Below are 25,928 nucleotides of genomic sequence, written 5' to 3'. Positions count from 1 at the left end.
GGGCAGTCGAGATTATTTCCGGATTCACTGTTGGGTCGATAGACGTACAGGTATTTGGGCTTCGTAAATTGGTTCCGAATCCAGATTGCCTCCGACCGTGCTTGCGCGGGATTTCTCTGAGATCGAAAAGTGAATCTCCCGGGGTTTCGAGTGTCGAGGGCGTCGTCATCTTTCCGGATCATACAGGAGGTGATGCACGCGGCGGGAATGGGTCCTCGTTCGGTCGGGAATCGGCGAAACCGAGATCCAGATCTCGTCGATCATCTGGAGAGCCGATGTCCTCGCCCTGCGTAATGGAGCCCGTGCCGACTCATGATGCGATTCGTTTCCCATCTCGAATGCTCGGCCTGCGGCGTCTGGTATCCGCGCGATCGCGCCATGAACCTTTGCGATCATGACGGCAGGCCGGTGCAGGTCGTCCTGGATATCCCCCGGATCAAATCCGAGGTCGGGATTGAGGCGGGGTGGGATCCGTCGCGAAAGAGCCTCTGGCGGTTCGGCGCCTTGCTCCCATTGAATGTCGAGGATCCCGCGGATCGGTCGTTCGTCGTGGACCTGGGCGAAGGGCACACCCCTTCTCTGGCTTACTCCCATCCCCTCGCCGACAAGCTCAAGTGCCGGCTCGAGGTGAAGGATGAGGGCAAGCACCATCCCGGGTTCGGCGGCAACCCGACGCTCTCCTTCAAGGATCGCGGGATGGCATTGACCGTCTCGATGGCGAAGGCGCTGGGCCTGCAGAAACTTGCGGTGCCGACCCAGGGGAATGCGGGCGATTCGTTGGCACGTTATGCCCTGGCGGCGGGGCTCGAGGCCGCCGTGGTGATGTCGCCCGATACGGACTTCCCCGTGATCGGGAACGTCGCGGCCCTGGCCCAGCTCAACCCGACCCGCCTCCATCTCGAGCTCGTCGCGGGCACGATCGTCGATTGCGCCCTGCGCGTCGTCGAGCACTGGGTCTCTCAGGGATACTTCAGCGTCGCCACCTTCCAGGAGCCCGGCTGGCGGACCGAAGGCAAGAAGACCCTCGGCCTGGAGATGGCCGAACCGGCCGGCGACCGACTGACCGATCGCCGTTGGGAACTCCCGGACGTGATCGTCTACCCGACGGGGGGCGGGACCGGGGTCGTCGGCATGGCCAAGGCGTTCGACGAACTCCAGGCCCTGGGGTTGGTTGATTCGCGCAGGCCCCGCATGATCTGCGTCCAGAGCCGCGCGAGCACGCCCATCGTCCGGGCCATCGAATCGGGGGCCGCGGACATCACCCCCCTGCCCCCGGGCTCGACGATCGCGACCGGCCTCAACGTCGCGCGTAATGTTGGACATGTGAACGTCTTGAAGATCATCCGCGAGACGGGCGGGACCGCCCTGGCGGTCGAAGAGTCGCAGATCCGCGAGACGATCCGCCGGGAGTGGGACGATCGCCGCTTCGCCTGGTCCCCCGAAGGCGCCGCGACCCTCGCCGCGCTGCCGGCCCTCGCCGACCTCGGCCAGATCAAGGAGGGCGACCGCGTCGTGCTGGTCAACACCGCGTCGCCTGAGAAATACCTGCCGACGATCCGAGAGCTGATCGGCGGCGGCCTGTAAATATGAGCAGGCGATTAGATTTCGAGGCGATGGCCTGCTTGATTGTTGATTTGAACGGTTTGCATGGTTCTCGGCCGCTTGATCTAGATCGCGTCTTCGACGGTCTCTGCCTTGGCCGGAAGTGATGCGGCCTTGCCCTCCCAGGGCAGATATCGCGCGGCGACTCCAGCGAGCAAGAATGCCCCGCCGACCATCGTGGCCGGGGCTGGCGACTCCCCTACGAAGAGCTGGACCCAGATCGGATTGAGCACGGGTTCGGTCAGGCCAATCAGGCTGGCCTCGGGCGCGTCGATCTCGCGCAGGCCTCGGGCGAAGAGGGCGTAGGGGATCGCCATCTGGATCGTCCCGAAGGCGGCGAGGAGCAGCAGGTGTGGCGTCGAAGGGACGACGATCGCGCCTCGGGTCGCCAGGATCCAGGCGCCGAGGGCGAGTGAGCCGCCGAGGTTGTTCACCGAGCTGAGCCAGATCGGGTCCAGGTCGCGGCAACCGCGCAGGCCGATCGTCACGATGGCATAGCCGACCCCACTCGCCAGGCCGAGCGCGATCCCCTGCCCTTCGTTCGGCCGCCCGTCGTATCCGTAGAGCAGGATGGCGATGATCCCGATCGCGGCGAGGCCGATGCCGGCGAGCGAGCGCCGGTCCGGGCGGTCGCGGAGGAACATCAGGCTGAGCGGGATCGTCCAGACCGTCGACGTGCATTGCAGGAAGATCGCGTTGGCCGCGGTCGTCGTCTTCATCGAGCCGAGGTAGAGTCCGGTCATCACCCCGAAGTTGATGGCCAGCGGGATCATGGCGGGGCGGATCACCCTGCGAGCCCGAGGGACGAGCGGGATCAGGACGAGTCCCGCGAAGAAGCTCCGATAGAAGGCGATCGTCAGCGGGTCGAGTGCCAGAGATTTCGCGAAGAGCCCGCCGAAACTCCAGAAGATCGCCGCCGAGAACACGAAGAGGCGGCCTCGGATGGCCGAGGTCGACCGGTCTGCTCGCTCGCTGCCCACGTTGACTCCTCGCCCTCGACCCCTCGCAGATTCTCGTGACAACAAACGATGGTACCCGCGCCTCCCCTCCCCGGCATAGCCATGGCGCCAGGCGAACCGATAATCTCCTCGCGAGTTGAGTTGGCCGCGGAGTCCGAGTTCGCACGGACCCGTTGCTTCATCGCGGGGAAAACGATCTGATGGGATGAGAGGATGTGCGGGCGAGGATTCGCACCTCGCCGGCTTGCCTCGCAGGTCCGGCTCGACCCGAGGATAGGATGGGTCCCATCGTCCAGCTAACCGTCCTGGTCGTCATCATACTGACGCTGTACATGATCGTCCGGATGGCGGCGACCGCCAGTTCCTTCCTGACGGGCAAGCGCTACAAGGCCTATCGCCACCTGGCCACGCGCTATCGGGGGAAGTACGAGAGCCGGGGGCTGGCGGAACCCCCCACCGTGAGCTTCTCGTACAACGGCTCCGCGGTCCGGGTCGGCCTGGCGCCGACGATCGCCGGGCAGGTGAACAACCCGAGGACCCGGGTCGTCGCCAGGTTCCCGCGCGGCCTCCCCTTCCGACTGGAACTCGCCCCAATCGCCCGACCAGCCCCGGCGCAGGCCCCCAAGGGGACGAGACTCGTCCGGGTCGGCAATCCCGAGTTCGACCGGGGTTACGTCGTCCAAGCCAACGACACGGAGATGGCGAACGAATTCCTCTCCCCGACCGTGCGCTGGGCCATCGACAACCTCCAACGTCTCGGCCCGCCGGGGGGGATTCTCATCTCGATCAATCCCGAGCGGTTGCTCGTCCAGGTCGATCGAAATCTTGGGCAATCGGTCGACGCCCTGGCCGCGATGGTGCGCGAGGCGCTCGTGATTCTCGATGGACTCCAGGTCGGGGTCTCCGCGCGACTCTCGCAGGGGGTGTCGATCGTGGAGGTGGGCCCGGCCGACGCAACCGACGCGGGGCTCCCGATCTGCAAGGTTTGCGGGGAAACGATCGCGGCGCCCGAGGTCCTGTGCGTGAGCTGCAGGACTCCCCATCACCGGGATTGCTGGGAGTTCGTGGGGGCGTGCTCGATCTACGGCTGCAAGGGGAAGCACTGCGTGGACGCCTGACGGGCGGGTCGGACCGGAGAGGTCGGCGCGGATACCGCCTCGGCGATTTGAATCTCGGGCACGGACGTTTGCGGGCCCGACTCGACGCGTTATGCTAGTGCGAATCCAATCGCCGGGATCCTTAAGGAATTCTCATCGGGTCCGCCCAATATTGCCGCGCAGGCAACGAATGGGATGCTGAGGAGGTATCCTGACTATGTCATATGGCGGAAATGCCGATCCGAGCGGAATTCAGGTCACGTTCCTGGATCAGACGGGGGCGAAGTCGGTCAAGGCCGTTATCGCATTCAGCGTGCCGGTCAGCCGAATACTCCCCAACATCATCACCAAGATGAACTTGCCGACGACCAGCCCCGACGGGCAGCCGATGAGTTATTCGCTCGACCATAAAGAGGGCGGGCGACGACTCATCGAGAGTACGACCTTGGTCGAGGCGGGCGTTCAAAACGGTGATCACCTGATTGTCTACCCCGAGGTCGTCGCCGGTCGGCCTTGAGGCCGGCGTCGATTTCGAGGTCTGCGTCCCTTGAGGACTATCGACGCCGGGAGTCGCGCCGATCATGCACGAGTCGCCTCGAATCCGACGCCTCCGGAACGACCTGGCCGCCATGGAGCGACTCCAGTTGGAGAGCTCGGTCCTGCGGTTCCGGGCGTCGGGCAAGCCCGAGCAGAATTACATCATCGAGTTCCATGGCAAGAGCCTCGCAAGGGAGCGGGGCAAGGTCACGATCCGCGACCGACATGAGGTCGAGATCAAGCTCGGGGCGTCGTACCCGAGGACCATGCCCGAATTGCGCTGGCTCACTCCAATTTATCATCCCAACATCTCCGAAATTGGGATGGTCTGCCTGGGAGGGTACGGTACGCACTGGGTCCCCAGCCTGAACCTGGACGAACTCTGCGTCATGCTCTGGGACATGGCGCGGTTCCACAATTACGATATCCGCAGCCCGTATAACCGCGAGGCTGCCCTCTGGGTCGCGAACCAGACGACATTCATCTTCCCGCTCGACACCCGGCCGTTGCGCGACATCCGAGTCGCGCTCGGACGTATGGAGTCGGATCCGACCGCCACGCCCCCGGCGGCCCCGATCCCTTCCGCCAATTCCGTCCCCCCGCCCCCGAAGAAGGTGTCCCCCGGTTTCAAGGCCGGGAAATACGCCGACTTCGTGCGGAAGTTCGCGAACGACCTCAACGCAATCACGCCCGGTTCGGCCCCTCAGTCCGAGGAAATCGCCACGCCGATCGTCGAGGAGGCCGAAGGGCTCGTCATCTTCGAAGAGGAGGTGGAAGTCCATTCGCGACCCCATCCGACGGAAGCGGCCGACGAGATCCTCTTCATCGATTGAGGCAGAGATCGTCGAGGGCCTGTCGCCGGCGTCGATCATCGCGAATCGTCGTCGGCTCCAATCTTGAGAAATCGCAACGCGGGTCGAGCGAGGTCACGTCTTCCTCGCCGCCCGCCACCCACATCGTCGAGTCACCCGATGGATGATCCCCAACTGACGTTCCTCGACGACGAATCGTCCGACGCCACGGCCGACCCGGCCGATGGGGCGCTATCGCCCGATACGCTCTACATCGACGACGAGGACCGATACAGCCGGCTCCGCCTCATCCCCTGGTGGCGACAAGAACGGTTGGCGGCGGCTCGCGTGCTGGTGGTCGGCGCGGGGGCACTTGGGAACGAGGTCCTGAAGAACCTGGCGCTCCTGGGCGTGGGGACGGTCTACGTGATCGACCTCGACGAGATCGAATCGTCCAACCTCTCACGCTCGGTACTCTTCCGCACCGAGGACGGGGGGCAGAGCAAGGCGCACGTCGCGGCGAGACGCGCCGGGGAGATCAACCCCGACGTCCGTCTCATACCCATGCGAGGGGACATCATGACCGACATCGGTCTCGGGCTCTTCGCCGAGGTCGATGTCGTAATCGGCTGCCTCGACAACCGCGAGGCCCGGCTCTGGGTCAACCGCCAGTGCTGGAAGGCCGGGACCCCCTGGGTCGACTCCGGGATCCAGGAAATCCAGGGGGTGGTCAAGGTCTTCGTCCCGCCCGACTCGGCCTGCTACGAGTGCGCGATGACGACTCGGGATTACCAGCTCCTGAACCTGCGTTATAGCTGCCCACTGCTGCGTCGGGAGCAGATCCTCGAAGGGAAGGTCCCGACCGCCCCGACCATCGCCTCGATGATGGGCGCGCTCGAGGTTCAGGAAGCCCTGAAATTGATCCACGGCTTGCCGGTTGCCGCGGGGACGGCCCTCGTCTTCAATGGGGTGACGAACCAGTTCTACTCGACCAAGCTCCCTTTCCGCGAAGACTGCCTCAGCCATGAGCACTACCCCGAGCCGGTCGACCTCCCCATCGGTCGAGACGACAAGGTGGGTCGGCTCTTCGAACTGGCGCGGGAGACCGTCGAGGGACCCTTGAGCCTGACCCTCGACCGAGACCTCGTGACGGTCATCGAGTGCCCGCGTTGCGACTGGAGGCAGGAAGTCTTCCGGCCCAGGACCAAGGTGGCGGAGTCGGAGGCGATCTGCCCCCACTGCTCCTCACCAGGCAGGCCCGAGTTGATCTCCTCGATTGAAGAGGACTCCCCCCTGCTCGACCGCACGCTGGGCGCGATCGGGATCCCGCCGTTCGACGTCTTGCGGATCGACGGGGCCGAGAGTTCGGGCTTCTTCCGGCTGGCGGCGGATCGCCCTGGCCTGGAGGACGGCTGGAATCTGGACTGAGTTGACGCGGGGTCGTCACGCCTCCAAGATAGGAGCGCACCCCGGGTCTGATCCCACCCTTCCCACGCCACGAGGGGCGCGGACTTGAGTCACGACGAGATCGTCTTCGACACCGTCCAGTATCGCGAGCCCGAGCGTCGCGTCCGACCCGATCGCGACCTGCGTTGGGCCTGCGTCGCGTACGAGGTCCCGCATCCGATCGACCTGCCGATCTATCTCGAGCGGGCGACGGCCGACGCGATCGAGCGTCACGCCCTGCGCGATACGTCGGTGGAGCTCGGGGGGATCCTGCTCGGCAAGGAGTGCATCGACGAGCAGACCGGCTTGCCCTTCGTCCTCGTGACCAAGTCGCTCGAGGCGAAGCATTACGAGAACACGCAGGCGAGCTTCACCTACACGCACGACTCCTGGGAAGAGATCACGCGGGAGCGAGACCGGCTCCATCCCGACCTCGACATCGTCGGCTGGTACCACACCCACCCCGACTTCGGGATCTTCCTCTCGGGCCATGACCTGTTCATCCACCGGAACTTCTTCGCCCAGTCGCTCCAGGTGGCGTATGTCGTGGACCCGATCCGCCAGACGCGTGGATTCTTCCAGTGGCGTGACGGCGACCTCGCGCAGGTCGGCGGCTACTTCTTCATCGCCGATCGCCGAGATCGGATCGCCCTCGCCCGGTTCGCGAACGACCTCGAGAATATCCCCAACCCCGAAGGAGGCGGAGGCCTCTCCCCTCGCCTGGAGGCCGAGCTTATCGCCATGCTCACTCGCCCCTCGTCTTCGATGCATTCGTCCGCCAACCTGCGAGGCCAGTCCGCCGCCCTCTTCAGCCTAGGCGGGGCCGTCGTCGGCATGGCGCTTGTCTTCGGGATGCTCTGGCTCTACACGCTCCACAACCAGATCCAGCAGCAGACCGAGACCCTCAAGCACCTCGAACAGCAGAGCTACGATTCGAACGCCGGTCAGTCCCTCGCATTCAAGACCCTGCTCGACGACAAGCAAGGGACTAGTTCCCAGAGGCTCATCGCCGCCTACGACCAGATGAAGCGAGAGCGCGACACCTCTCAACTCGAGGTCGACCGTTGGCGGACCGCCAACGAGGCCATGTCCGACAAGACCCTTTCGCTCCTGTCCGACAACGCAAAGATGAAGAAGGAGCTCGAGGCTTCGAAGAAAGACACGGAGGAATACCGACGGATCAAGAAAGACTCGGCCGACCTCCCGACCAGGATCGCCGAGCTCTCCGTCGACCTGGAAAAGAAGGAGAGCGAGGTCGCCCGACTGAGCGAGGTCCTCAAGGCGACCGACTCCAAGGGGGCCGAAGAACTCGTCGCCAAGTACCACAAGACCTGGTACGTCGCGCTCTCCGGGTGGATCGTCGCCATCGCGATGGCTCTGGGGTTACTTGCACTTCTGACGCAGTCGAAGCTCTTCGACGATCCGGACATCGCGGCTCCGCCGGGGCCCGTCCCGAGCGATGGGCCGACGCATCGCATCGTCTGATCGCGAACCGAAGTGATTCCCTTGCGCCCTCGACGAGCCGACAACTTGCACCTTCGAGAATGACCGATGCCCTGGATTCGCCTCATCGTCTTCCTCGGCGCCCTGGCGTTCGGTTCATCGGCGGAGTCGAGAGGGGCCGAGCCAGCCTCGGCTCCCGTCCCCGTTACGAAGGATGAGGCCGAGGTCGACGAGCGGCAGCACGTCGCAGTGCCCGTCCCGACTCCCACGGCCATGCGCTATTACCGGACGGGGAACTGGCTCTGGGGAGTCGGCCAGATTTGGGCGTTCCTCGTCCCCGCGATCATCCTATGGTCGGGGATCTCGGCCAGAATCCAGGGATTTGCCAGGCGAATGGCCCTGCTGCCCCGTCGTGGCAAGGGCGAGGTCCGCCCCCTCGCACTCTCGGATGGGGCCATCGACGCGCCGGATGTCGGGGACAAGAGGACCAAGTCCAAAGGGATCCCAGAACCGACGCGGGTCTTCTGGTTCCTGTCGGTCGGGATCTACATCGTCGCGTATCTGGGGCTCGTCTTCCTGATCGACCTGCCGCTCGACTACTACCGAGGGTTCGTGCGGCAGCATGAGTATGGGCTTTCGAACCAGTCATTCGCGCGTTGGATCGGCGATGCCGGGAAGATGCTCATGGTCGATGCCCTGACCGCATTCTTCTTCACCTGGATCCCGCTCTTGCTGATCGCGCGGCGTCCGCGAAACTGGTGGCTCGTCACGACCTTATTGACGATCCCGTTCATTTTCGTCGTCGTCATGGTCAAGCCGGTCTGGGTCGACCCGCTTTTCAATGAATTCGGCCCGATGAAGGACAAAGGGCTCGAGGCGAAGATCGTGTCGCTTGCCGACAAGGCGGGGATCGGCGGGAGTGAGATCTTCGAGGTGGACAAGAGCCGTGACACGAAGGCGATGAACGCCTACGTGACGGGCGTCTTCGGCACGCGCAGGATCGTGCTCTGGGACACTCTCATCGCCAAGTTGAACGACCGAGAAGTCCTGGCGGTGATGGGGCACGAGATGGGGCATTACGTACTGGGGCACATCCCCCGATCCATCCTGCTCTCGTCGTTCATGACCCTGGCGGGCCTTTTCTGGGTGGATCGGGCCGGGCGCTGGCTGATCGCCCGCAACTTGCGGTGGTTCGGCTTCGAACGCCTCTCCGACGCGGCGGCGATCCCTTTGATCCTGCTACTGATGCACGCCTCGAGCCTGGTGCTGGTCCCGGTCGCCAACGCGTATAGCCGGAACCAGGAACACGAGGCCGACCGCTTCGCCCTCGAAATCACCCGGGCGAACCGATCGGCCGCCCAGGCTTTCGCCACCCTCCAGCGCGAGAATCTGAGCAACCCCCGCCCCGGCCTCTTCTTCATGCTCTGGCGCTCGACCCACCCGAGCATCGCCGAGCGGATCGAGTTCTGCAACACGTACCGGCCTTGGGAGACGGGGGAGCCGTTTTGGTACAAGGGGCACTGGGAGCCATGAGCCTCCAGGCCCGAGCCCTCAGCGATCCGATCCGGCTCAGTTGGCGCGACCGAGGTACTCCCCCGTTCGGGTGTCGACCCGGACGGTGACGCCTTCGTCGAGGTGCTCTGGGACCTGCACCGTGTGGCCGGTCGCCAACTTGGCCGGCTTGGTTCGGCCGGTCGCCGAGTTGCCGCGGACGCCCGGCGTGGTCTCGAGGATGGCGAGGTCCACCGTATCCGGCAACTCGATCCCGATCACTTCGTCGTCAACGACCATGGCCTCGACCCCTTCCATGTTCTCGGACATGAACGGGATCTGGTCCTTCAGATCATCAATGGTCATCGAGAACTGGTTGTAGTCGGCCGAGTCCATGAAGTGGCAGCCGTCGGCGTCCCGGTAGAGGAACTGGATCGGCCTGCGTTCGAAGCTCGACTCGGGGAGGGTGTCGGTGCCGCGATAGCTCTTCTCGACCCGGTTCTTCGTCTTGAGGTTGCGGGCCTTGATTTTGTAGAGCGTGGCCGCACCCCGCGCGGAGGGGGACTGGACCTGGATGTGCTCGATCATGTGGGGGGCGCCGTCAATCTCGACGACCATCCGACGCTTGAAGTCTTTCGCGGGAACCACGGCGGCCGATCCTCCGGACCCTGCCCGTCGAAGGGGCGAGGGCTTGGGCCAATGTCTGCGGGTGTATGCCTCGACGACCGGCCATCATAACGCCTGCCGGCAGGAAGGGTCAAAGGCTCCGGTGGCGGCCGCTCCCCTTCCGTGCACGATTCGTGCCCGTCGCGCCGTTGGGCCAGGTTGACAGACCGGGCGTACAGGGTTAGCCTAACACATGGCCACGCAACTCCTTGGGCGCCATGTTGGTGCGAACATGCCCGATCCGAACCCACGCGACGAAGCGACACAACTCGAGCATTGCCAGGAGGTGCTCAAGTACCGCTTCCGCGACGCCACGTATTTGCGTGAAGCACTCACCCACGCCTCGGGCGCGAATCACCGGCTCGTCTCCAACGAGCGACTCGAATTCCTCGGCGACGCTATCCTCGGCGCCATCGTCTGCGAACTCCTCTTCCGCAAGTTCCCCGAGTACCTCGAAGGGGACCTGACGCGAATCAAGTCCGTCGTGGTCTCTCGCAGGACCTGTGCCAAGATTTCTCAACGGCTGGGGCTCGACGAGTTCCTGGTTCTGGGTAAAGGCATGGGCGGTCAGGAAGAGACGCCGTCGTCGGCGCTCGCCGATGTCTTCGAAAGTCTGATCGGCGCGATCTATCTCGACGGCGGTATGGCCGCGGCCCAGAGCTTCATCCTCCGCCACATCGAGGCCGAGATCGACGCCACCGTCGGCGGCCAGGGTGGGATCAACTACAAGAGCAACCTCCAGCAGGTCGCCCAGCGTCAGTTCGGGGAGACCCCGACCTATCACCTGCTGGACGAAAAAGGCCCCGATCACTCCAAGTGCTTCAAGATCTCGGCCCAGATCGGGACGCTTCGCTACGCCCCCGCCTGGGGCCGGAACAAGAAGGACGCCGAGCAGAGGGCTGCCATGAACGCCCTGAGCCAGCTCTCGGGCGAGGCCGTCCCCTTCGAGTCGGACTGACCGCGGACCGGTCGACTCGGCGAGCGTGGTGTCTTGCGGCCTTCACGCAGGACATTTAAGATTCTCTCCGATTGAGCCATGCGGGGCGACTCGTTTCGAGTCGCCCCCTCCGCGAATCTCTCATCGACGCATTCCACCGCAGAGAGAGGACACCGTGAGCGGTTCGTTGGTACAGGACCTGGGGATCGGTCCTGAAGTCTGGCTATTCTTGTCGCTGACCGGCTGCCTGACGCTCTTCTTCAAGTTCAGCCGCGTCTGGAGCGTGCGCAACCTCGACCTGCTGCTCCTCTTCGCCCTTTCACCGGGGATGATGATCCTCGTCGGCAACGGCGCGAATCAACCCTGGATCGCCTTCGTCTGGCTCTTCTTCGGATCGGCCTTCTGGCTCGTCCGCTGCCTCCTCGACCTCGGCCTGACACGTCGACCCTTGCTCGAGCCGAACCTGAATGCGGCGGGACTCGCCTGCCTCTCCATCGGCGTGCTCGGGCTCCTCGTCGCCGAGACCGTGAGCCTCCCCGTCGACGACGGCGCGAAGCGGAACCCGGCGGATCCCGGGGGGCGTGTGAATACCTCCCCCACCCCGAAGTCGATCGACGCTGTCGAGCAACTCGACGACGTCCTCAAGCGGAGCCTGATCCTCCCTAGCTCGTTGAGGAGAGAACGGCCGCAGGTCATCGTCTCGCGCGTCCTTGCAAGCCTCGCGCACCTGGCGCTCGCCATTGGCCTGATCATCGTTGGCTGGCGACATTTCGAGAGGCCTATAGCCGGGCTCGCGGCGGCCACGTGTTATCTCATATCCCCCTACACCAGGATTGCGCTCGTCGATAGCGGTCAGGTGATCCCCGCTGCGCTCATCGTCTGGGCACTCGTCTGCTACATGCGCCCGAGCCTCAGCGGCGTCCTGATCGGCCTCGCCGCGGGATGGATGCCCGCCTGCCTCGGGCTCGTCGCGCCCTGGGCCGGGTTCTATCGAGGCCGAGGGGCATGGCGGTTCTTGCTCATCGGGCTCGGTGCCGTGGCGATCTGCGGGCTCATCGGCGCGAAGGTGCCAGGACTCTCGGAATGGGCCAGGGCGCTCGGGGCCCGTAGCCTGGCCGAGGTCGGGATCTTCCCGGGCGTCGAACCCCCTCCTTCGGGCAGTTTTTGGTCGGGGATCGAGGGGACTTATCGCCTTCCGGTTCTCATCCTGTATCTGGCGCTCGTGCTCGTCACCACGCTCTGGCCGGCCCAGAAGAACCTCGGCGAGCTGATCGCCCTGAGCGCGGCGCTCCTGGTCGCGAGCCAGTTCTGGTATCTGGAAGAAGGGGGGACGCTGGTCCTGCTTTACCTCCCCCTCGTCGTGCTCATGATGTTCCGACCGAACCTCACGTCGAAGCGGCCGAACCCCCCGCCGAAATCGGCATTGGAATCGCGTCGTTCGCTCTACCCGGTGCGCTGAGGCCGTCGCTTTCAGGTTCCCCGGAACGCGTTCCGGATGCGGACCTCGGCGAGTTCCAGACCCGTCGACTCTCCTCTCCGGAGTTCCCTCCTGATGTCGCTAACCTACGAGTCGATTGCCAAGCGGATCGATCACTCGCTCCTGAGCCCGATCCTCACGCCCGAGGAACTCGCCGAGGGCTGCCGCCTCGCAGCGCGTTACCAGGTGGCGAGCGTCTGCATCAAGCCCTTCGCCGTGAAGCTCGCGAGCGAGATCCTGCGAGGCACAGACGTCGAAGTGGGGACGACGATCGGCTTCCCCCACGGCGGGCATGCCACGGCGGTCAAGGTCTTCGAGTCGCGACACGCGATGGCCGACGGGGCGACCGAGCTCGACATGGTCATCAACATCGGCCACGCGATCGCCGGCGAGTGGGACCTCGTCCGCGACGACATCGCCGAGGTCACCAAGGTCGCCCACGATGGGGGCGCGATCGTGAAGGTGATCTTCGAGAACTGCTACCTCAACGACTCCCAGAAGATCAAGCTCTGTGAGATCTGCGGCGAGGTGAACGCCGACTACGTGAAGACCTCCACCGGCTACGGCACCGGAGGGTCCACGAACTCGGACCTGATCCTCATGCGCAAGGCCTCCCCTGACCACGTGAAGCTGAAGGCCGCGGGCGGAATTCGGGACCTCGACTCGATGATCGCCGTCGCCGAACTCGGCTGCGACCGCATCGGTTCCAGCTGGACCGCCGAGATCCTCGACGAACTCAAGGCGAGGCTCGGTCACTGAAACTGACTGAATCGGACGCCAGGCACGAAGAAAGGCGTCGCCTCGGGTCGATTTCACGGCCCGGAGCGACGCCTTTGATCTTTCGAAACCGGCCTCAATCGACACCATATTCCACGAGCATGTTCACGTAGCGAATATGAACGCAATGCTCGACGTGCCACGCGTTTCGGCGGTTTCACGTGAAACCAACCGGATCCCAGCGAGGATCCTCGATCGGGGAAACTGCATCGAGGGTGAATAGCGGCGAGAGCGAACGAAAGGTGGATGCGTTTGCTACAGAATCGGGGCGACCAGATTCGAACTGGTGACCTCCTGCTCCCAAGGCAGGCGCGCTAACCAGGCTGCGCTACGCCCCGAATGGGTCTGACGGAACGCATCCTAAAGTTATACCGGTCGAAAGGTCAAGGTCGGCTCGAAAAACCGTGAGCCGGCATGAGGCGGTCCAGGCACTCGAGGAACCAGTCGACGTCGACGGGCTTGGGGAAAACGGCGGTGAAACGACGCCGGAGGTCGACGAGCTCGCGGGCGTCGAGCATCTGTCCGGTCATCAGGAGCAGCGGGATCGAGGGGTAACGGGCACCCAGCCATGAGGCGAGTCCGCAGCCGTCGAGGTTGGGCATGGCGAGGTCGGTGACGACGACCTGCGGCCGGCGGCGGTCGCAGATGGCCACGGCCTGACTGGCCGACTCCGCGGTCTCGCAGGCGTGCCCTGCCCTCTCGATGATCTGAGACATCCGCTTCAGGCTGGAGATGTGGTCGTCAACGATGAGGACGTAAGGCTGCTGAGTCCGCGACTGCGCGGCGAACGACGGGGCCAGGGTTAGAGTCATCTTGGTCTCATCGTCGAGTTGAGGGAGCCGCTGGCCATTGGATTCGTAGGTGTAGACCCTGGGAGAAGTCGAGATCAAGAGTCCCTCCGTGGGCTGAAATCACTCGAGCGAGATAGGGAAGCGAAAGAGTGGCAGGTCCATCGTCGGATGCGGAAGAGTCGATTTCGGCACCTCCTTCCTCGATCCACTCCATGACAAATCGTCCGTCGACGCACGCCCAGGCGAGCGTTGCTTCGGTGTCGGGCGGGCCGCTCATGGCACGCCACTGGATGAAGGCGTCGAGCCCGTCCCGCAGCCGATTCGGGTCATAATGCCCCTTCGTCGCTTCGGCGGGCTCGATGAATCGCAAGGCCCGGCGATTCTGCTCCATCACCTTGACCCAATCCTGACGCCGCTCGTCGATCAGCATCTCGAGCGAGACGTTTAGGGGCAGCAGCGAAACCGGGCGGCAGATCGCCTGCAGGCGGTCGAAGTAGAGTTCAATGATTCGATAACCGGGCTCGAGGTCGCACCAGAAATCCGTCGTCGGATCGTGGTGGTCGCGCTTGGCCAGGTAAAAGCTCATCTTCATCGAGTTCAGGACATTTCGGCTCTGGTGACAGAAGGCTCCCAGGAGTTTGTGCAACGAGTCAGATTGACTGGGATCGGTGACGACCTGAAAGAGGGAATCTCGCAGCTCCTGCGCCGGAGTGCGTTCGAGCGTCAAGGAGTCCATTAATTAGACTCTCCCGTGGAGGTCATCGCGTCGTCCAACTTAAGAGTCTAAGTACAGAGTTCGGGCAACTGGCGAGGTTCGTGAGGGCGGTTCATCCCGGAGCAATCGAGGTGCCATCTGTCGAGGTTCGTAAAGTTTGTGGAAGAGAGCCTTAAAATCCCGTGTATTCGGGGCCGGGCTCGAATTCTTAAACACGGAGGCGACCTTCGTGGCGTGGAAACATCGGTTCTCGAATCCCCTACCCCACCCTGGAAATGGGAAGCCCTCTATCGACCTGAAACAGATGATCACCTGAACCTGAAGTCTTTGAATGGTCTGGGATTGAGTTCCTGGAGGTGCTGTTCCATGACGTCGGCTTCACGAAGGGATGAGCTTGGGGAAAGGATACGTTCGACATCCACCTGAAAATGCAAAAAGCAGAGGGGCTTGGCCTTCGGTGGAAGGCCAAGCCCCTCTGCCCTGCATGGTCTGTGACTTCGAGTAGAGCCGCGGCTCAGCCTCGGATGAGGCCCGTCACGCGATCGAACTCTTCCTGGGAGTTGAAGTCGATCACGATCTGGCCGCGTTCCTTGCTGCGGACCCGGATGAGGACCGGGGTTCCGAAGCGCTGGTAGAGGTGCTGCTCGACCTCGACGAAGTGGGGGGCCTTCCCCTGCGAGGGGAGCGAGCCGGGGTCGGCGGCGTCCTTGCGGATCCGCGTGCGAGCGACGGTCGGCTCGCCTGTGGCGACGAGGGCCTCGGTCTGTCGGACCGAGAGGCTCTCGGCGATGACGCGCTTGCAGGCGGCGAGCTGCTGTTCGGCATCGGGCAGGCCGAGCAGGGCGCGGGCGTGGCCCTGGGTGATCTGCTTGCTGCGGACGGCGTCCTGGACCTCTTCCGGCAGATCGAGGAGGCGGATCAGGTTGGAGATCGTGGAGCGGTCGAGGCCGAGCCGACCTGCCAGCTCTTCCTGGGTACCGCCGTAGTTGGACAGGTAGTCGCGGAAGGCGGCCGCCTTTTCCAGGGCGTTGAGATCCTCGCGCTGGAGGTTCTCGACCATGGCGAGCTCGCTGACTCGCTGGTCATTCAGCTCCATGATCCGGGCGGGGATCTCGTGGAGGCGGGCCTCGATGCTCGCCCGGAGACGACGCTCGCCCGCGATGAGCTGGTAGCGATCGTCGACCTGGCGGACCAGGATCGGCTGGAGCATCCCGTGTTGGCGGAGCGAATCCGCGAGCGCGGCGATCTCGGTCGGGTCGAAGGTCCGACGGGGCTGGAACGGATTGGGGTCGATCTGGTCGACAGCGATATAGGAGAGGTCGGTCGGATCGACGTTCCCCGGCTCCATCCCGCCATCTTCCCTGCCGAGCAATGATTCGAGACCACGCCCCAGACGTCGCTTATTCACGATCGATGACCTCCATGGCAAGTTCCGCGTAGGCCCAGGCTCCCCTGGCCCTCGGCGTATAGTCGAGCACGCTGACGCCGTGGCTTGGCGCCTCACTGATGTGGACGTCCCGTGGAATCAAGGTCTCGAAGACGGTGTCCTCGAAATAGCCCCTCACCTCGTCGACCACCTCGTTCGCCAGGTCGAGTGCGGGGTCATACATGGTGAGCATGATGCCGCCGATCTCGAGCCGATGGTTCTCCTTCGCCTTGGTCTGACGGGCCAGCTCGATGATCTGAGAGAGCCCTTCCATGGCGAAGTATTCGCATTGAATCGGGATGAAGATCTCCCCCGACGCACCCAATGCCGCTCGGGTGAGCTGGCCGAGCGACGGGGGGCAATCCAGGAAGATGTAGTCGTATTCGCCGAGCTCGCCGTTGAGCTGCTGACGGAGGGTCGAGGCCCTCTGCCGGTTGGAGGCGGAGAGGGCGTCGGCGTCGGCCAGGCTCTGCGATCCTGGGAGGACGAATAGCTTGGACGTCGAGGTCTCGACGACGGACTCCACCAGAGGCTTGCCCGCGAGCAGGGGGTGGCGATCGGCCGGCTCGACCCCGAGGCCGCTCGTGGCGTTGCACTGAGGATCGACGTCGATCACGAGCGCCGATCGCCCCGCCTTGGCCAGTGCCGCGGACAGGTTGATCGCGGAGGTCGTCTTGCCGACGCCCCCCTTCTGGTTTGCCACGCTGATGATTCTGGCCACGTTCGCGCACCTCCTGTGCGGCCAAACGGAGCAACGCGACCAGGGCGGAATCCCGAGGGATCCCTCCCCTACCCTTCCCTTTGGGTTTCGGTCTCGCCAAGCCACTCGGATTAGCGAGCGAGGCGGGTTCTTTACTCGACCAATTCCGCGTCGAAAGTTTAGCTCACGAGGGGCGCATCCCTGAGAGTTTGGGGCGAGGAAGGTAGGTACGCAGTCGGGGCAAACCAGTTAGAGCGAACGAAAAAATGATCCCGGGGTGATACGATCGAGGGCCCAACTCGATGCGTGAGAATGTGGAGAATGCCTCAAGTCTAAGCGTGTCGAACTCCATGGCGGATTGCCTCGGCTTCGAGCTCGTCGCTGTACTCGAGCCGGTACTTGCCTTGCGGCTCCAGTCCTCGCAGGTCGGACGGCAACGAGTCGACCTGTTCTCGGCAACGCTCGCGAATTCTCGAGAGCGACGGATAGGGTTCGACGAGCTTGCCTTGCTCGACGACACACTTCATGAGCGGCTCGCCGCCGCAGGTCTCATCGGCCAGGGTGACGAGGTCGTGAGAGAAGAGGCCGTCGTTTCCCCGATAGCGATGAACCTGCTTGGCCATCGGGTATGTCTTCTTGCTCGCGCTGAGCTTGTACTTGCCGACGCCATCGAGTTCCACGAGCTTATACACGAGCGAGAGAGCCGGCGCGTCCCGGCTTGTGATGAGCTGCGTCCCGACGCCGAACGCGTCGTACGGTGCATTCCCTGCCACGAGCCGAGCGATGGCGTTCTCGTCGAGGTCGCCGCTGCCCAGGATCTTCACGCCCGTCCTACCCATCTCGTCGAGGATGCGCCTGGCGTTCAGGGAGTCCTCGAGGAGGTCGCCGCTATCGATGCGCACCGCCTGGACCGGCGGCTCAATGCGGGCCGCCGTGCGGACGCCGTGATCGGTGTTGTACGTATCCACCAGCAGCGTGGAGAAGTCCGGGAAGATCCTGGCGAACGTATGGAAGGCCTCGGCCTCGCTCGCGAACGACTGGACCCACGAGTGGGCCATGGTCCCCACGCAGGGGATGTCGAGGCGCCTCGCCGCCTCCACGTGGCTTGTCCCGGCGCACCCCGCGAGGTACGCGGCCCGAGCCGCCAGGAAGCCGGTGTGAGGCCCCTGCCCTCGCCTCGCCCCGAAGTCGTAGACGTCGCGTCCCGCGGCCGCCTCCACGACGCGAGAGGCTTTGGTCGCCACGAGCATCGGATAGCCAAGCGAGGCAAGGAGGAGGGTCTCAAGCCACTGGGCCTGAGGCAGCGGCGCCACCACGCGAAGGAGGGGTTCCCCGGCAAAGACGACGGTCCCTTCGGGGACCGCCCAGATATCCCCTTCAAATCGGAGCGAGGCGAGCATGTCGAAGAAGCGCGGGCGCTGCCTCGCGAAGACGGGCCATTTCCTCAAGTCGTCGATTTGCTCGCCGGAGAACGTGAGCCGGAGGACGTCGGCGATGGCCTGCTCCAGGCCGGCGAAGACGAGGTACGCCCGGTTCTCCGGTAGCTTGCGGACGAAGAGCTCGAACGTGGCCAACTGCCCGTCTTTCCCCGCGGCGAGGTAGCCGGCGATCATCGTGAGCTGATACAGGTCGGTGACGGTGCCGAGATGATCGGGGTCCGGCCAGAGGGAGACGGGGGGTTCGATTGCCATCGGATGCCTGTGCCTTGTCTACGATAGAGATGACCTTGGGCAGTCGAGCCGCCCTCGGTTCTTTCTTTAGGGTGTCTTCGCCTCTCCCTCGATCCGAATTAGCCAGCCTTCCGCCATTTCGTCGAGATTGCGACCCTCGGCCGCGGAGCTGCGGACGTCGAGCAGAGTGACCGGATCGAGTGACTCGGCCCAGACACGTTGACGAATCGAGGTGCGTTCGAAAAGAGAAGGGAGCGCACGAGGCCCAGCGTCCTGGGTCACCTGGACCGAGTCGATGAGAGCCCACCTCGGCCTCGGTCCTGATGCAAGGAGCGTATCCAGGCCCGCCACCAGTCGAAAGGGAAATCGACCCTGGATCGCCAGGTAGAAACTGATCGGCCTGCGACCCAGGACCAGGATCTCGTCCCCTTGCGACAAACCCGGCACCTGAGTCGTCGCCAATTTCGCGACCCCATCTCGGATCGAACTCGTCCCCTGGAACATTCGACTGAGCGAAAAGGGCTTACCCATCGGCTGAAGGATAAACACCGCGATCACGAAGACGGTCGAGACACCTACCGGTATCCACCTGATCGGTCGGGCATTCAAGATCTCGTCCGCTTCGGCCTCATCGCCCGATCCGAGTAACGCGAGGAATTCTCGAATCGAGGCCGCGGTGATGAGCCAGCCGCAGGCCTCCAACGGCAGCCAGAGCCGGGCGTATGGGTGATAGAACGGGGTCATGATCGAGAGCAGAAGCCACCATGCGGCGATGACCCGAGTCGCGGGCGATCTCTGCAAAAGTCGCGGGAGCATGACCCACCCGAGCCACCACGAGGCGGAGCCGATCCCGGCAAAGACGACTGCTCCACCGACCAGAACTCCCGCCAACCAGATTCGCAGACTACGAGTCCCTTTCCTGTTAGGTGCGCCGGCGAATCCCGCCCACATCGCCGAGAGCCAGGCCAGACTCCAGGCAGCTGCACACCAGACTTTGCCCCCCGAGAGTGCCGTCGCTTGCTTGAGCTGCTGCTGCCAATTCGAGAACCAGGCAGACGGCGGCGAAAGGTAGCTGCGATGGTGCCGCACGAGGTCGGAGTAGCCGCCATGTCGCTCGACGAAGTCGTACCAGGGGGCATAGATCAGGAACGCCAGCAAGGCGGCTAACAGCCCGAATCCAAACGTCCGGAGAAGGTGGGTTCGAGTCCGACTCTCCGAGTCGACGACCGGGCCGATGGCCGCAGCCAGGATGATGATGATCCCCGTCAGCCAACCGTTATACTTGAAGTTTTGCGCGACCCCGACCGCGATCCCGAACACCAGGGCGCGGCCCAACCTCGGCGACTCGAGGAACCTTCCGCCGAGGGTCAAACTCAGCGTCCACACGAAGAGGAACGGCGCATCCGTGAGTGCTTTGCGCGAGAAAGCAATGTGAGCCATCGAGAGTGTTGCGAGGACGGCAGCCGAGATCCCGGCTCCCGACACGAATGTCCGTCTCGCCAGCCAGAAGACCAGCGGGATCGTGGCGATCCCCGCGAAGGTCGAAGCCAGGATCGCCGCCCCGTCCCCTGCCCCCAGCACGAGATAATTGAGGCCGACCAGGATCGGGAAGCCCGCGGGAGCGTACGGAATCACCATCGGGTCGATGCCGGCGACCGAACCGCTCGTGACCGACCAGGCACCTGAGAACGCGTAGATCCCCTCGTCGAAGTGCGTCAGCCCGAGCGAGCCGAACATCCAGAGTCGGATGACGGCGCCGACGAGGACGCAGGCCAACAAGGCGATGAGTTCGCGGCGATTCGACCACTTCTTGGATTCCATGCGCCGATTCTAAACCAAACCCGATCCCGATCTCATCCCCGACGTGCTCACTTCCCCATCCCACGCGGTTTCACGTGGAACGGGCAGTCGATTGACGAGTGCGCCGGCCCCACTTAGTCTCAAGGGTTCAGTCGCCAAAAACATGACGCGAAGTGAGACGCTCGAGACGCAAGGGATGTCGAGGATGCTGAGCCTATACACCGACGAGCGGATGCTCGAGCATGTCCCCCCTCCCCCTCATCCGGAGCGTCCGGAGCGGCTCCAGGCGATCCTGCGTCAACTCGACCGTTCGGGCGTTCGTAAGGCCTGCAACCCCGGCCTGGTCCGCGAGGCCAAGCGCGAGGAACTACTCCGGGTCCATGACGCGGCGTACGTCGATCGACTGGCGCTCTACACGGCCAAAGGCGGCGGCCTGATCGAGGAAGATACCTGGGTCTGCCCGAAGTCGAATCTGGCGGCCCACCTCGCCGCGGGTGCCGCCGCAGAGGCCGTCTCTGAGGTCCTGATCCATGAGGGGCATCGGGCCTTCTGCGCAATTCGCCCACCCGGTCATCACGCCCGCCCAGCCGAGCCGATGGGGTTCTGCTTCTACGACAACGTGGCGGTGGCCGCGGCGCATGCCGTCGCGAAGTTCGACGTGAATCGGATCCTGATCGTCGACTTCGACGTCCACCACGGCAACGGTACCCAGGAGATCTTCTACGCGGATCCTCGTGTGGCCTTCTTCTCGATCCATCGCTCGCCGTTCTACCCGGGCTCGGGATCCAAGAACGAAACCGGCACCGGCGCCGGCCTGGGATTCACCAAGAACCTGCCAATCCGGTTCGGGGTCTCACGCAAGGAGTATCTCGCCGCCTACCGGGCGGGTCTCGAGGCGTTCGCCGATCACATCCGCCCGGAACTGGTTCTCATCAGCGCAGGGTTCGATGCCCACGCCGAGGACCCCGTCGGCAGCCTGGGCCTCGAGACCGAGGATTTCGACCCGATGACGCAGCTCGTCGTCGAAATCGCCGAGACCCATGCCCAGGGCCGGATCGTGAGCCTCCTCGAAGGCGGCTACAACGTCTCCCGGCTCGCCGGTTGCGTGGATCTGCACCTCAAGACTCTGGGAGCGACCCCGGAAACATGAACTCGACACCAGACCAGGAGGCATCGGGTTTCGAGGAGACGACACCGGGGTCACGGCGTAGAGGGTTCCCGTTCGTGGCCAGGATCCTCCTGGCGATGGTGCTCGGCGCCGTCATTGGCATGTTCCTGGGCGAGCGAGCCACGCCCCTGGGCGACCTCGGCAAGCTCCTGATCGACCTCATCAAGGGGCTGGCGGGACCGCTACTGTTCCTCGCCGTGCTCGACGGTTTCCTGCATACTCACGTTAAGCTCCGCGGCGGGCTGATCATGGTGGGCATCGCCATGACCAACGCGGTGCTCGCGATTGTGCTCGGACTCTTGCTCTCGAACGTCCTCCAGCCCGGGCATTACCTGAGCACGCCTGCGAAGTCGGACGCGAGGACGTCGGCATCGGCCGGACTCGCCGCCGCCAGGTCAATCGACTTCTCGAAAGCCCTGACCGACTCCATCCCGACGGGCGTCGTGAAGCCGTTCCTCGACAACACGATCATCTCCATTGTCGTTCTGGCCGTGATGATCGGGATCGCGCTTCGGCTCGTGAAGAACGAGCAACTGGCGAGGGGTGATTCCGCATTTCGAGCCATCGAGGACGGGATCGCGACGCTCTACCGAACTTTCGGCCTGCTGCTTTCGGGCGTGATCAAGTTCGTGCCCCTGGCAGTCTTCGGGGTGGTTGCCAAGACGATCGGCCACGAGGGCTTCGGACCGATCCGAGGATTGGCCCCCTACGTGCTTGTGACGGTCTTCGGCCTCGGACTTCAGGTGTTCCTCGTCTACCAGGGATGGCTGATCCTCGTGGCTCGCTACCCGCTGAAACGCTTCTGGGCGGGGGCGAAGGATGCTGTGGTCTACGCCATGGGGGCGAGCAGTAGCCTGGCGTCGTTGCCGGTCACGCTTCGTTGCCTGGAGCGCATGAAGGTTTCCGACCGCTCGGCGAGGCTGGCCGCGTGCGTCGGGACGAACCTCAACAACGACGGGATCTTGTTGTATGAGGCGATGGCCGTGCTCGCCGTCGCCCAGGCGTACGGGATCAAGCTCACGTTGGGGCAGCAATTCCTCACGGCGTTCTGCTGTCTGCTGGCGGGCATCGGCATCGGGGGCATTCCCGACGCCGGTCTGATCTCGCTGGCCCTCGTACTGGCGACGGTCGGGCTGCCCACGGAGATCGTCCCGATCCTGATGACGGTCGACTGGCTACTCTCGCGCTGCCGGGCCATGACCAACGTCACCAGCGACATCCTGGTTGCGGTCTTGCTGGATCGATTCGATCCGCCTGAGAAGACTTCGGATGAGGAGTCGATCGATCCAGAATACGCGGCGGGTGTTGCCTCGGTCTGAGAGAGCCTGCGGCTTCGGGATGAGATAGGGATCGCAGATCGCGTGGCCAAGGAAGGCCTTGCGCTACAGGATGCGGTGGCTTTGGTGGCCAGCGCGCAAAAAAAATGGCGTGAGCTCTTGCTCACGCCATCAAAGTGACCCTGACGGGATTCGAACCCGTGTTGCATGCGTGAAAGGCATGTGTCCTAGACCAGGCTAGACGACAGGGCCGGTGTCACTCGGACGAGAGTTAATTTAACGAGTAGCTCGGGCCTGGTCAAGGGGCCAGTCCGAGAACTTCGTTCATACTCAGGATTATTCTCAAACAGATGTCGGAGGAGCATTTCAGAGTCTGAACCCGGTCGTTGAAGTCCCTCAGTGCGGAAGCACAACGATGGAACATGGAGACAGATCATCCACCGGTTACTCAAGGATGAGTCCCTCGATCCTGAGAGCGATGCAACACCGTTTCAGGCCTAATCGAAGCGTTCAGTTGCGACGGCGGATTCGACTCGCTAGGGTATTGGCGGCTGAAGGGATGAATCCTGACGAGGTGTGAAGGGTAGGTGGGGCCATGCTCAAGATCTTGCTGCTGACGGGCGACGCGGGCGAGGCGCAGGAGATCTACTACCCGAAGTACCGCCTAGAAGAGGAAGGCTGGAAGGTCGACGTGGCCGCGCCCCAGAAGCGTCCGATCCAGTCGGTCATCCATGACTTCGAGCCAGGATTCGACACGTACACCGAGAAACTCGGCTATCGCGTGCAGGTCGACGTCGCGATCGATGATGTCGACCCGTCGCAGTACGACGCGCTCGTCCTTCCCGGCGGTCGTGCCCCCGAGTACCTCCGCAAGCAACCCAAGGTGATCGCGATCGTCCGGCACTTCCTCGAGGCCAACAAGCCGATCGGCGCGACCTGTCATGGTCCATTGCTCCTCCTGGCCGCAGGCGCAGGCAAGAACAAGACGATGACGGCCTATCCCGACCTCGAGATCGACCTCACGTCGGCGGGCGTGAACTTCGTCGATCGCGAGGTGGTCGTCGACGGGGTCATCGTCACGGTCCGAGGTTGGCCGGATAATGGACCCTGGATGCGCGAGTTCGTGAAGGTCCTCAAGGGCGTGAAGTCTCGTTGAATCGAGCGATCTACGGACCCTCGACCGAGGCATCGTGCTGTTGGATCGTTAAGGCCTGGGTACGTCGGCGTAGCCCGTCATTCAAAAGCCGGGAAGGGCGGAGTGAGGTGGGGACCGACGGAAGGCTCGGGAGAAAAAACTGGTTAGCTCGGATCCTGGGATATCGGCCTGGTGTCGTGATCCCGGGTCCTCGACTGGTTCTGGATCGCCTCGTAGACCTCGCGACGATGAACCGTGACATCCTTCGGCGCCTCGATCCCCAGGCGAACCTTATCGCCCCGGATCTCGATGATGGTCACCGTGATGTTGTCGTTGATAATGATGCTTTCGTTCTTCTTACGGGAGAGAACAAGCATCGCCGCTCCTCTCAGGCCAAGCAGGCTTGGCTTGGGGGGGTCATTCTCGAGCGGACTCGCTCAAAAATGACCAACTTGGGGTGTTTCCATCCAATGGCCGTTCTCACATCCTCCCTACAACTCTAACCGGCAGGGTTAGGTGGTCAAGAGGTTGTGGAAATTTCCCAAGTTCACACCCATTCAATTTGGGTGTTCTGCGTAGGCTAACGTCGGCGTAGTGAGTTATTCCTGGCCAGACCTTCGACGGCCTCAGCCGTCGTTGTCCGAGGAATAGCGCCGATAGAGGTTGCCGAGACCGAGGTCGAAGATTTCGGCCTCGATGTCCTCGGGAGAGGCGGGATGGATCGTCTCTCGAAGCTCAACGATGAGCAGTTCGAGGAACTTGGCCCTGGCCCGTTGGAGGGTCTTGCGAAAGGCCTCGGGGCTGATCGACGTAGCGTTCTGCTGGCTCAGTTGCTGGGCCAGTTCGTCGATCGAAGCCTTGGGATTGCCGACGCGGAGGTGCAGGACGCTCGCGTAGCGATTCTTGGGCGTGTTGATCTCGTAGGTGTCGAGTCGCGACCAGACGCGCTTGATGACGGCCTCACGCCAGACGCGATCATAGTCGGCGTCGGGGCTGGCCGGGTCGAGCAGGTCGCCGGGCGGGAGCGGCTGGAGCTTCCTCGTCCGGAAGTGGTCGATGATGAGGCGGTGGAGAACGGTCCGCAGGTAGTCGCGGAACCGCCCCTTGTTGTTGTCCGCGCCAGCGAGTTTGTGCGTCAGGAGTTTCGTCCAGAACTCCTGGAAGACCTCATCGGCGAGGTTGCGATCGCGGAGCTTGAGGCGCAGGTATCGCTCGACCGCGTCGTGGTAACGGCTGATCAATTCGCCCATCGCCGCCTGGCCGACCGGACCGGGGCAGTGCGCGTTTCGAATCGTCGTCCAGCTGGTTTCAAGGTCGGTGAGGTTCTCACCGGACCTCGTGGTTACTCCACGCTCGGGGAGGTCCATGTTCAGGTCCACCTCGAAGGGGAGCCGGCTCGTGTCGCGGGGGTTTCACGTGGAACGCAGCGAATCACGAGTGACGACAGGGGGCACCGCATGACGTCATCAAACCTTAGATTGAAAACGGTGTCAAGGGTATACCCGACACGACTTCTTATGCAAGAGGCAGGCCACTCGAGCGATCACGGGCTGGGACGGTGTCAGGCTCGCGTGAGCAAGGCAAGGTCACTCGGTCGTGCGGCCACTTTCGTCCTGGTGGTGTGGAGGTCGAAACCGCCTGGGTCAGGTCGGGAGTACGCCCGGCAGGATTCGAACCTGCGACCGACGGTTTAGAAAACCGTTGCTCTATCCGACTGAGCTACGGGCGCGTTGGAGTTGGCTTTGCGTCGTTGCGTCGAGAATCGAGCTACGATGCGCCCGGCAGGATTCGAACCTGCGGCCTGCGGTTTAGGAAACCGCCGCTCTATCCACCTGAGCTACGGGCGCGTTTTGAGGCGACGCACCAATTCTGCTCAGGATGGAGGCACACTGTCAACCTCGTTGAGCGACGAACCGTCCGAGTTCCTTCCCGGGAATTCGATGGCGACTCCTCTGTTGTGTCGACGGAAGGGCGCCGTCGTCGAGTCTTGATCCATTAGGGCAGGGCGGGGGTCGTCAGTGGT

Annotated in this window: 23 protein-coding genes and 4 tRNA genes; 13 read left to right on the top strand and 14 right to left on the bottom strand. The window is 63.6% G+C overall.

Annotated elements, in window-relative coordinates; genetic code table 11:
• The first annotated feature begins 312 nt into the window (after positions 1–312).
• Positions 313–1,584 (top strand): threonine synthase, encoded by a 1,272-nt coding sequence (locus tag ACOYYX_RS33275; RefSeq protein ID WP_422926962.1) that lies wholly within the window; start codon positions 313–315, stop codon positions 1,582–1,584.
• Positions 1,585–1,667: 83 nt separating this feature from the next.
• On the opposite strand, the gene ACOYYX_RS33270 is transcribed toward ACOYYX_RS33275, so the two are convergent.
• Entirely contained in the window at positions 1,668–2,582 is a 915-nt protein-coding gene (locus ACOYYX_RS33270; protein WP_422926961.1) for a DMT family transporter, read from the bottom strand.
• Positions 2,583–2,839: 257 nt separating this feature from the next.
• Here ACOYYX_RS33270 and ACOYYX_RS33265 point away from each other — a divergent pair, with 257 nt between their 5' ends.
• The 6 genes from ACOYYX_RS33265 to ACOYYX_RS33240 all read left to right on the top strand — a co-directional run bounded on the left by ACOYYX_RS33265 (position 2,840) and on the right by ACOYYX_RS33240 (position 9,408).
• Positions 2,840–3,679, top strand: coding sequence for a hypothetical protein (locus ACOYYX_RS33265; protein ID WP_422926960.1), 840 nt, complete (start codon positions 2,840–2,842; stop codon positions 3,677–3,679).
• 196 nt (positions 3,680–3,875) lie between these two features.
• Positions 3,876–4,175 carry an EsaB/YukD family protein gene (locus ACOYYX_RS33260; RefSeq protein WP_422926959.1) on the top strand — a complete coding sequence of 100 codons (300 nt, stop codon included), beginning with the start codon at positions 3,876–3,878 and terminating at the stop codon, positions 4,173–4,175.
• Between the two features lie 64 nt (positions 4,176–4,239).
• Positions 4,240–5,028 (top strand): ubiquitin-conjugating enzyme E2, encoded by a 789-nt coding sequence (locus ACOYYX_RS33255; RefSeq protein WP_422926958.1) that lies wholly within the window; start codon positions 4,240–4,242, stop codon positions 5,026–5,028.
• A 138-nt stretch (positions 5,029–5,166) separates the two neighbouring features.
• Positions 5,167–6,414 (top strand): HesA/MoeB/ThiF family protein, encoded by a 1,248-nt coding sequence (locus tag ACOYYX_RS33250; protein WP_422926957.1) that lies wholly within the window; start codon positions 5,167–5,169, stop codon positions 6,412–6,414.
• 84 nt (positions 6,415–6,498) lie between these two features.
• A complete protein-coding gene (locus ACOYYX_RS33245; protein ID WP_422926956.1) occupies positions 6,499–7,917 on the top strand; it encodes a Mov34/MPN/PAD-1 family protein in 1,419 nt (472 codons plus the stop codon).
• 66 nt (positions 7,918–7,983) lie between these two features.
• On the top strand, positions 7,984–9,408 hold the full coding sequence (locus tag ACOYYX_RS33240; RefSeq protein WP_422926955.1) for a M48 family metallopeptidase: 1,425 nt from the start codon (positions 7,984–7,986) through the stop codon (positions 9,406–9,408).
• Between the two features lie 36 nt (positions 9,409–9,444).
• Here the strand turns inward: ACOYYX_RS33240 and ACOYYX_RS33235 are convergent, their stop codons facing one another.
• Positions 9,445–10,014: an elongation factor P gene (locus ACOYYX_RS33235; protein ID WP_422926954.1), complete on the bottom strand. Its 570-nt coding sequence runs from the start codon at positions 10,012–10,014 to the stop codon at positions 9,445–9,447.
• Positions 10,015–10,225: 211 nt separating this feature from the next.
• Here ACOYYX_RS33235 and rnc point away from each other — a divergent pair, with 211 nt between their 5' ends.
• The 3 genes from rnc to deoC all read left to right on the top strand — a co-directional run bounded on the left by rnc (position 10,226) and on the right by deoC (position 13,205).
• Positions 10,226–10,990, top strand: a complete 765-nt coding sequence (rnc, locus tag ACOYYX_RS33230) for a ribonuclease III (protein WP_422926953.1) — start codon at positions 10,226–10,228, stop codon at positions 10,988–10,990.
• Between the two features lie 154 nt (positions 10,991–11,144).
• Positions 11,145–12,428: a hypothetical protein gene (locus ACOYYX_RS33225; protein WP_422926952.1), complete on the top strand. Its 1,284-nt coding sequence runs from the start codon at positions 11,145–11,147 to the stop codon at positions 12,426–12,428.
• Between the two features lie 93 nt (positions 12,429–12,521).
• Complete coding sequence (gene deoC, locus ACOYYX_RS33220) at positions 12,522–13,205, top strand: deoxyribose-phosphate aldolase (protein WP_422926951.1); 684 nt, start codon at positions 12,522–12,524, stop codon at positions 13,203–13,205.
• A gap of 281 nt (positions 13,206–13,486) precedes the next feature.
• On the opposite strand, the gene ACOYYX_RS33215 is transcribed toward deoC, so the two are convergent.
• From ACOYYX_RS33215 to ACOYYX_RS33185, 7 genes are all read right to left on the bottom strand, one after another.
• Positions 13,487–13,561, bottom strand: a tRNA-Pro gene (locus ACOYYX_RS33215).
• A gap of 45 nt (positions 13,562–13,606) precedes the next feature.
• Complete coding sequence (locus ACOYYX_RS33210) at positions 13,607–14,035, bottom strand: response regulator (protein WP_422926950.1); 429 nt, start codon at positions 14,033–14,035, stop codon at positions 13,607–13,609.
• 7 nt (positions 14,036–14,042) lie between these two features.
• Entirely contained in the window at positions 14,043–14,750 is a 708-nt protein-coding gene (locus ACOYYX_RS33205; RefSeq protein WP_422926949.1) for a hypothetical protein, read from the bottom strand.
• 493 nt (positions 14,751–15,243) lie between these two features.
• A complete protein-coding gene (locus tag ACOYYX_RS33200) occupies positions 15,244–16,137 on the bottom strand; it encodes a ParB/RepB/Spo0J family partition protein (RefSeq protein ID WP_422926948.1) in 894 nt (297 codons plus the stop codon).
• Positions 16,130–16,876, bottom strand: coding sequence for a ParA family protein (locus tag ACOYYX_RS33195; protein WP_422926947.1), 747 nt, complete (start codon positions 16,874–16,876; stop codon positions 16,130–16,132). The genes ACOYYX_RS33200 and ACOYYX_RS33195 overlap by 8 nt, the downstream gene beginning before the upstream one ends.
• A gap of 311 nt (positions 16,877–17,187) precedes the next feature.
• The gene (locus ACOYYX_RS33190) at positions 17,188–18,546 is read right to left on the bottom strand and encodes a nicotinate phosphoribosyltransferase (protein ID WP_422926946.1); all 1,359 of its coding nucleotides are present in this window, start codon (positions 18,544–18,546) and stop codon (positions 17,188–17,190) included.
• A gap of 66 nt (positions 18,547–18,612) precedes the next feature.
• A complete protein-coding gene (locus ACOYYX_RS33185; protein ID WP_422926945.1) occupies positions 18,613–20,346 on the bottom strand; it encodes an ArnT family glycosyltransferase in 1,734 nt (577 codons plus the stop codon).
• A 184-nt stretch (positions 20,347–20,530) separates the two neighbouring features.
• Here ACOYYX_RS33185 and ACOYYX_RS33180 point away from each other — a divergent pair, with 184 nt between their 5' ends.
• Together ACOYYX_RS33180 and ACOYYX_RS33175 are read left to right on the top strand one after the other, a co-directional pair.
• Positions 20,531–21,475 (top strand): histone deacetylase, encoded by a 945-nt coding sequence (locus tag ACOYYX_RS33180; protein WP_422926944.1) that lies wholly within the window; start codon positions 20,531–20,533, stop codon positions 21,473–21,475.
• Between the two features lie 74 nt (positions 21,476–21,549).
• Positions 21,550–22,812 carry a dicarboxylate/amino acid:cation symporter gene (locus ACOYYX_RS33175; RefSeq protein WP_422926943.1) on the top strand — a complete coding sequence of 421 codons (1,263 nt, stop codon included), beginning with the start codon at positions 21,550–21,552 and terminating at the stop codon, positions 22,810–22,812.
• A 135-nt stretch (positions 22,813–22,947) separates the two neighbouring features.
• Here the strand turns inward: ACOYYX_RS33175 and ACOYYX_RS33170 are convergent.
• Positions 22,948–23,022: transfer RNA gene (locus ACOYYX_RS33170), tRNA-Glu, on the bottom strand.
• A gap of 343 nt (positions 23,023–23,365) precedes the next feature.
• On the opposite strand from ACOYYX_RS33170, the gene ACOYYX_RS33165 reads away from it, so the two are divergent.
• A complete protein-coding gene (locus tag ACOYYX_RS33165) occupies positions 23,366–23,926 on the top strand; it encodes a DJ-1/PfpI family protein (RefSeq protein ID WP_422926942.1) in 561 nt (186 codons plus the stop codon).
• A 143-nt stretch (positions 23,927–24,069) separates the two neighbouring features.
• Here ACOYYX_RS33165 and csrA read toward each other — a convergent pair whose 3' ends face one another.
• From csrA to ACOYYX_RS33145, 4 genes are all read right to left on the bottom strand, one after another.
• Positions 24,070–24,282: a carbon storage regulator CsrA gene (gene csrA / locus ACOYYX_RS33160; RefSeq protein WP_422926941.1), complete on the bottom strand. Its 213-nt coding sequence runs from the start codon at positions 24,280–24,282 to the stop codon at positions 24,070–24,072.
• A gap of 249 nt (positions 24,283–24,531) precedes the next feature.
• Positions 24,532–25,272, bottom strand: a complete 741-nt coding sequence (locus tag ACOYYX_RS33155; protein WP_422926940.1) for an RNA polymerase sigma factor — start codon at positions 25,270–25,272, stop codon at positions 24,532–24,534.
• 288 nt (positions 25,273–25,560) lie between these two features.
• Positions 25,561–25,634 (bottom strand) — tRNA-Arg (locus ACOYYX_RS33150).
• 44 nt (positions 25,635–25,678) lie between these two features.
• A tRNA-Arg gene (locus ACOYYX_RS33145) sits at positions 25,679–25,752 on the bottom strand.
• Between the last annotated feature and the right edge of the window lie 176 nt (positions 25,753–25,928).

It is taken from the genome of Singulisphaera chitinilytica (assembly GCF_049331405.1).
Classification (GTDB): domain Bacteria; phylum Planctomycetota; class Planctomycetia; order Isosphaerales; family Isosphaeraceae; genus PoT.
The sequence above is the reverse complement of the archived record's forward strand: the minus strand, read 5'-3'. Positions and strand labels throughout refer to the sequence as shown.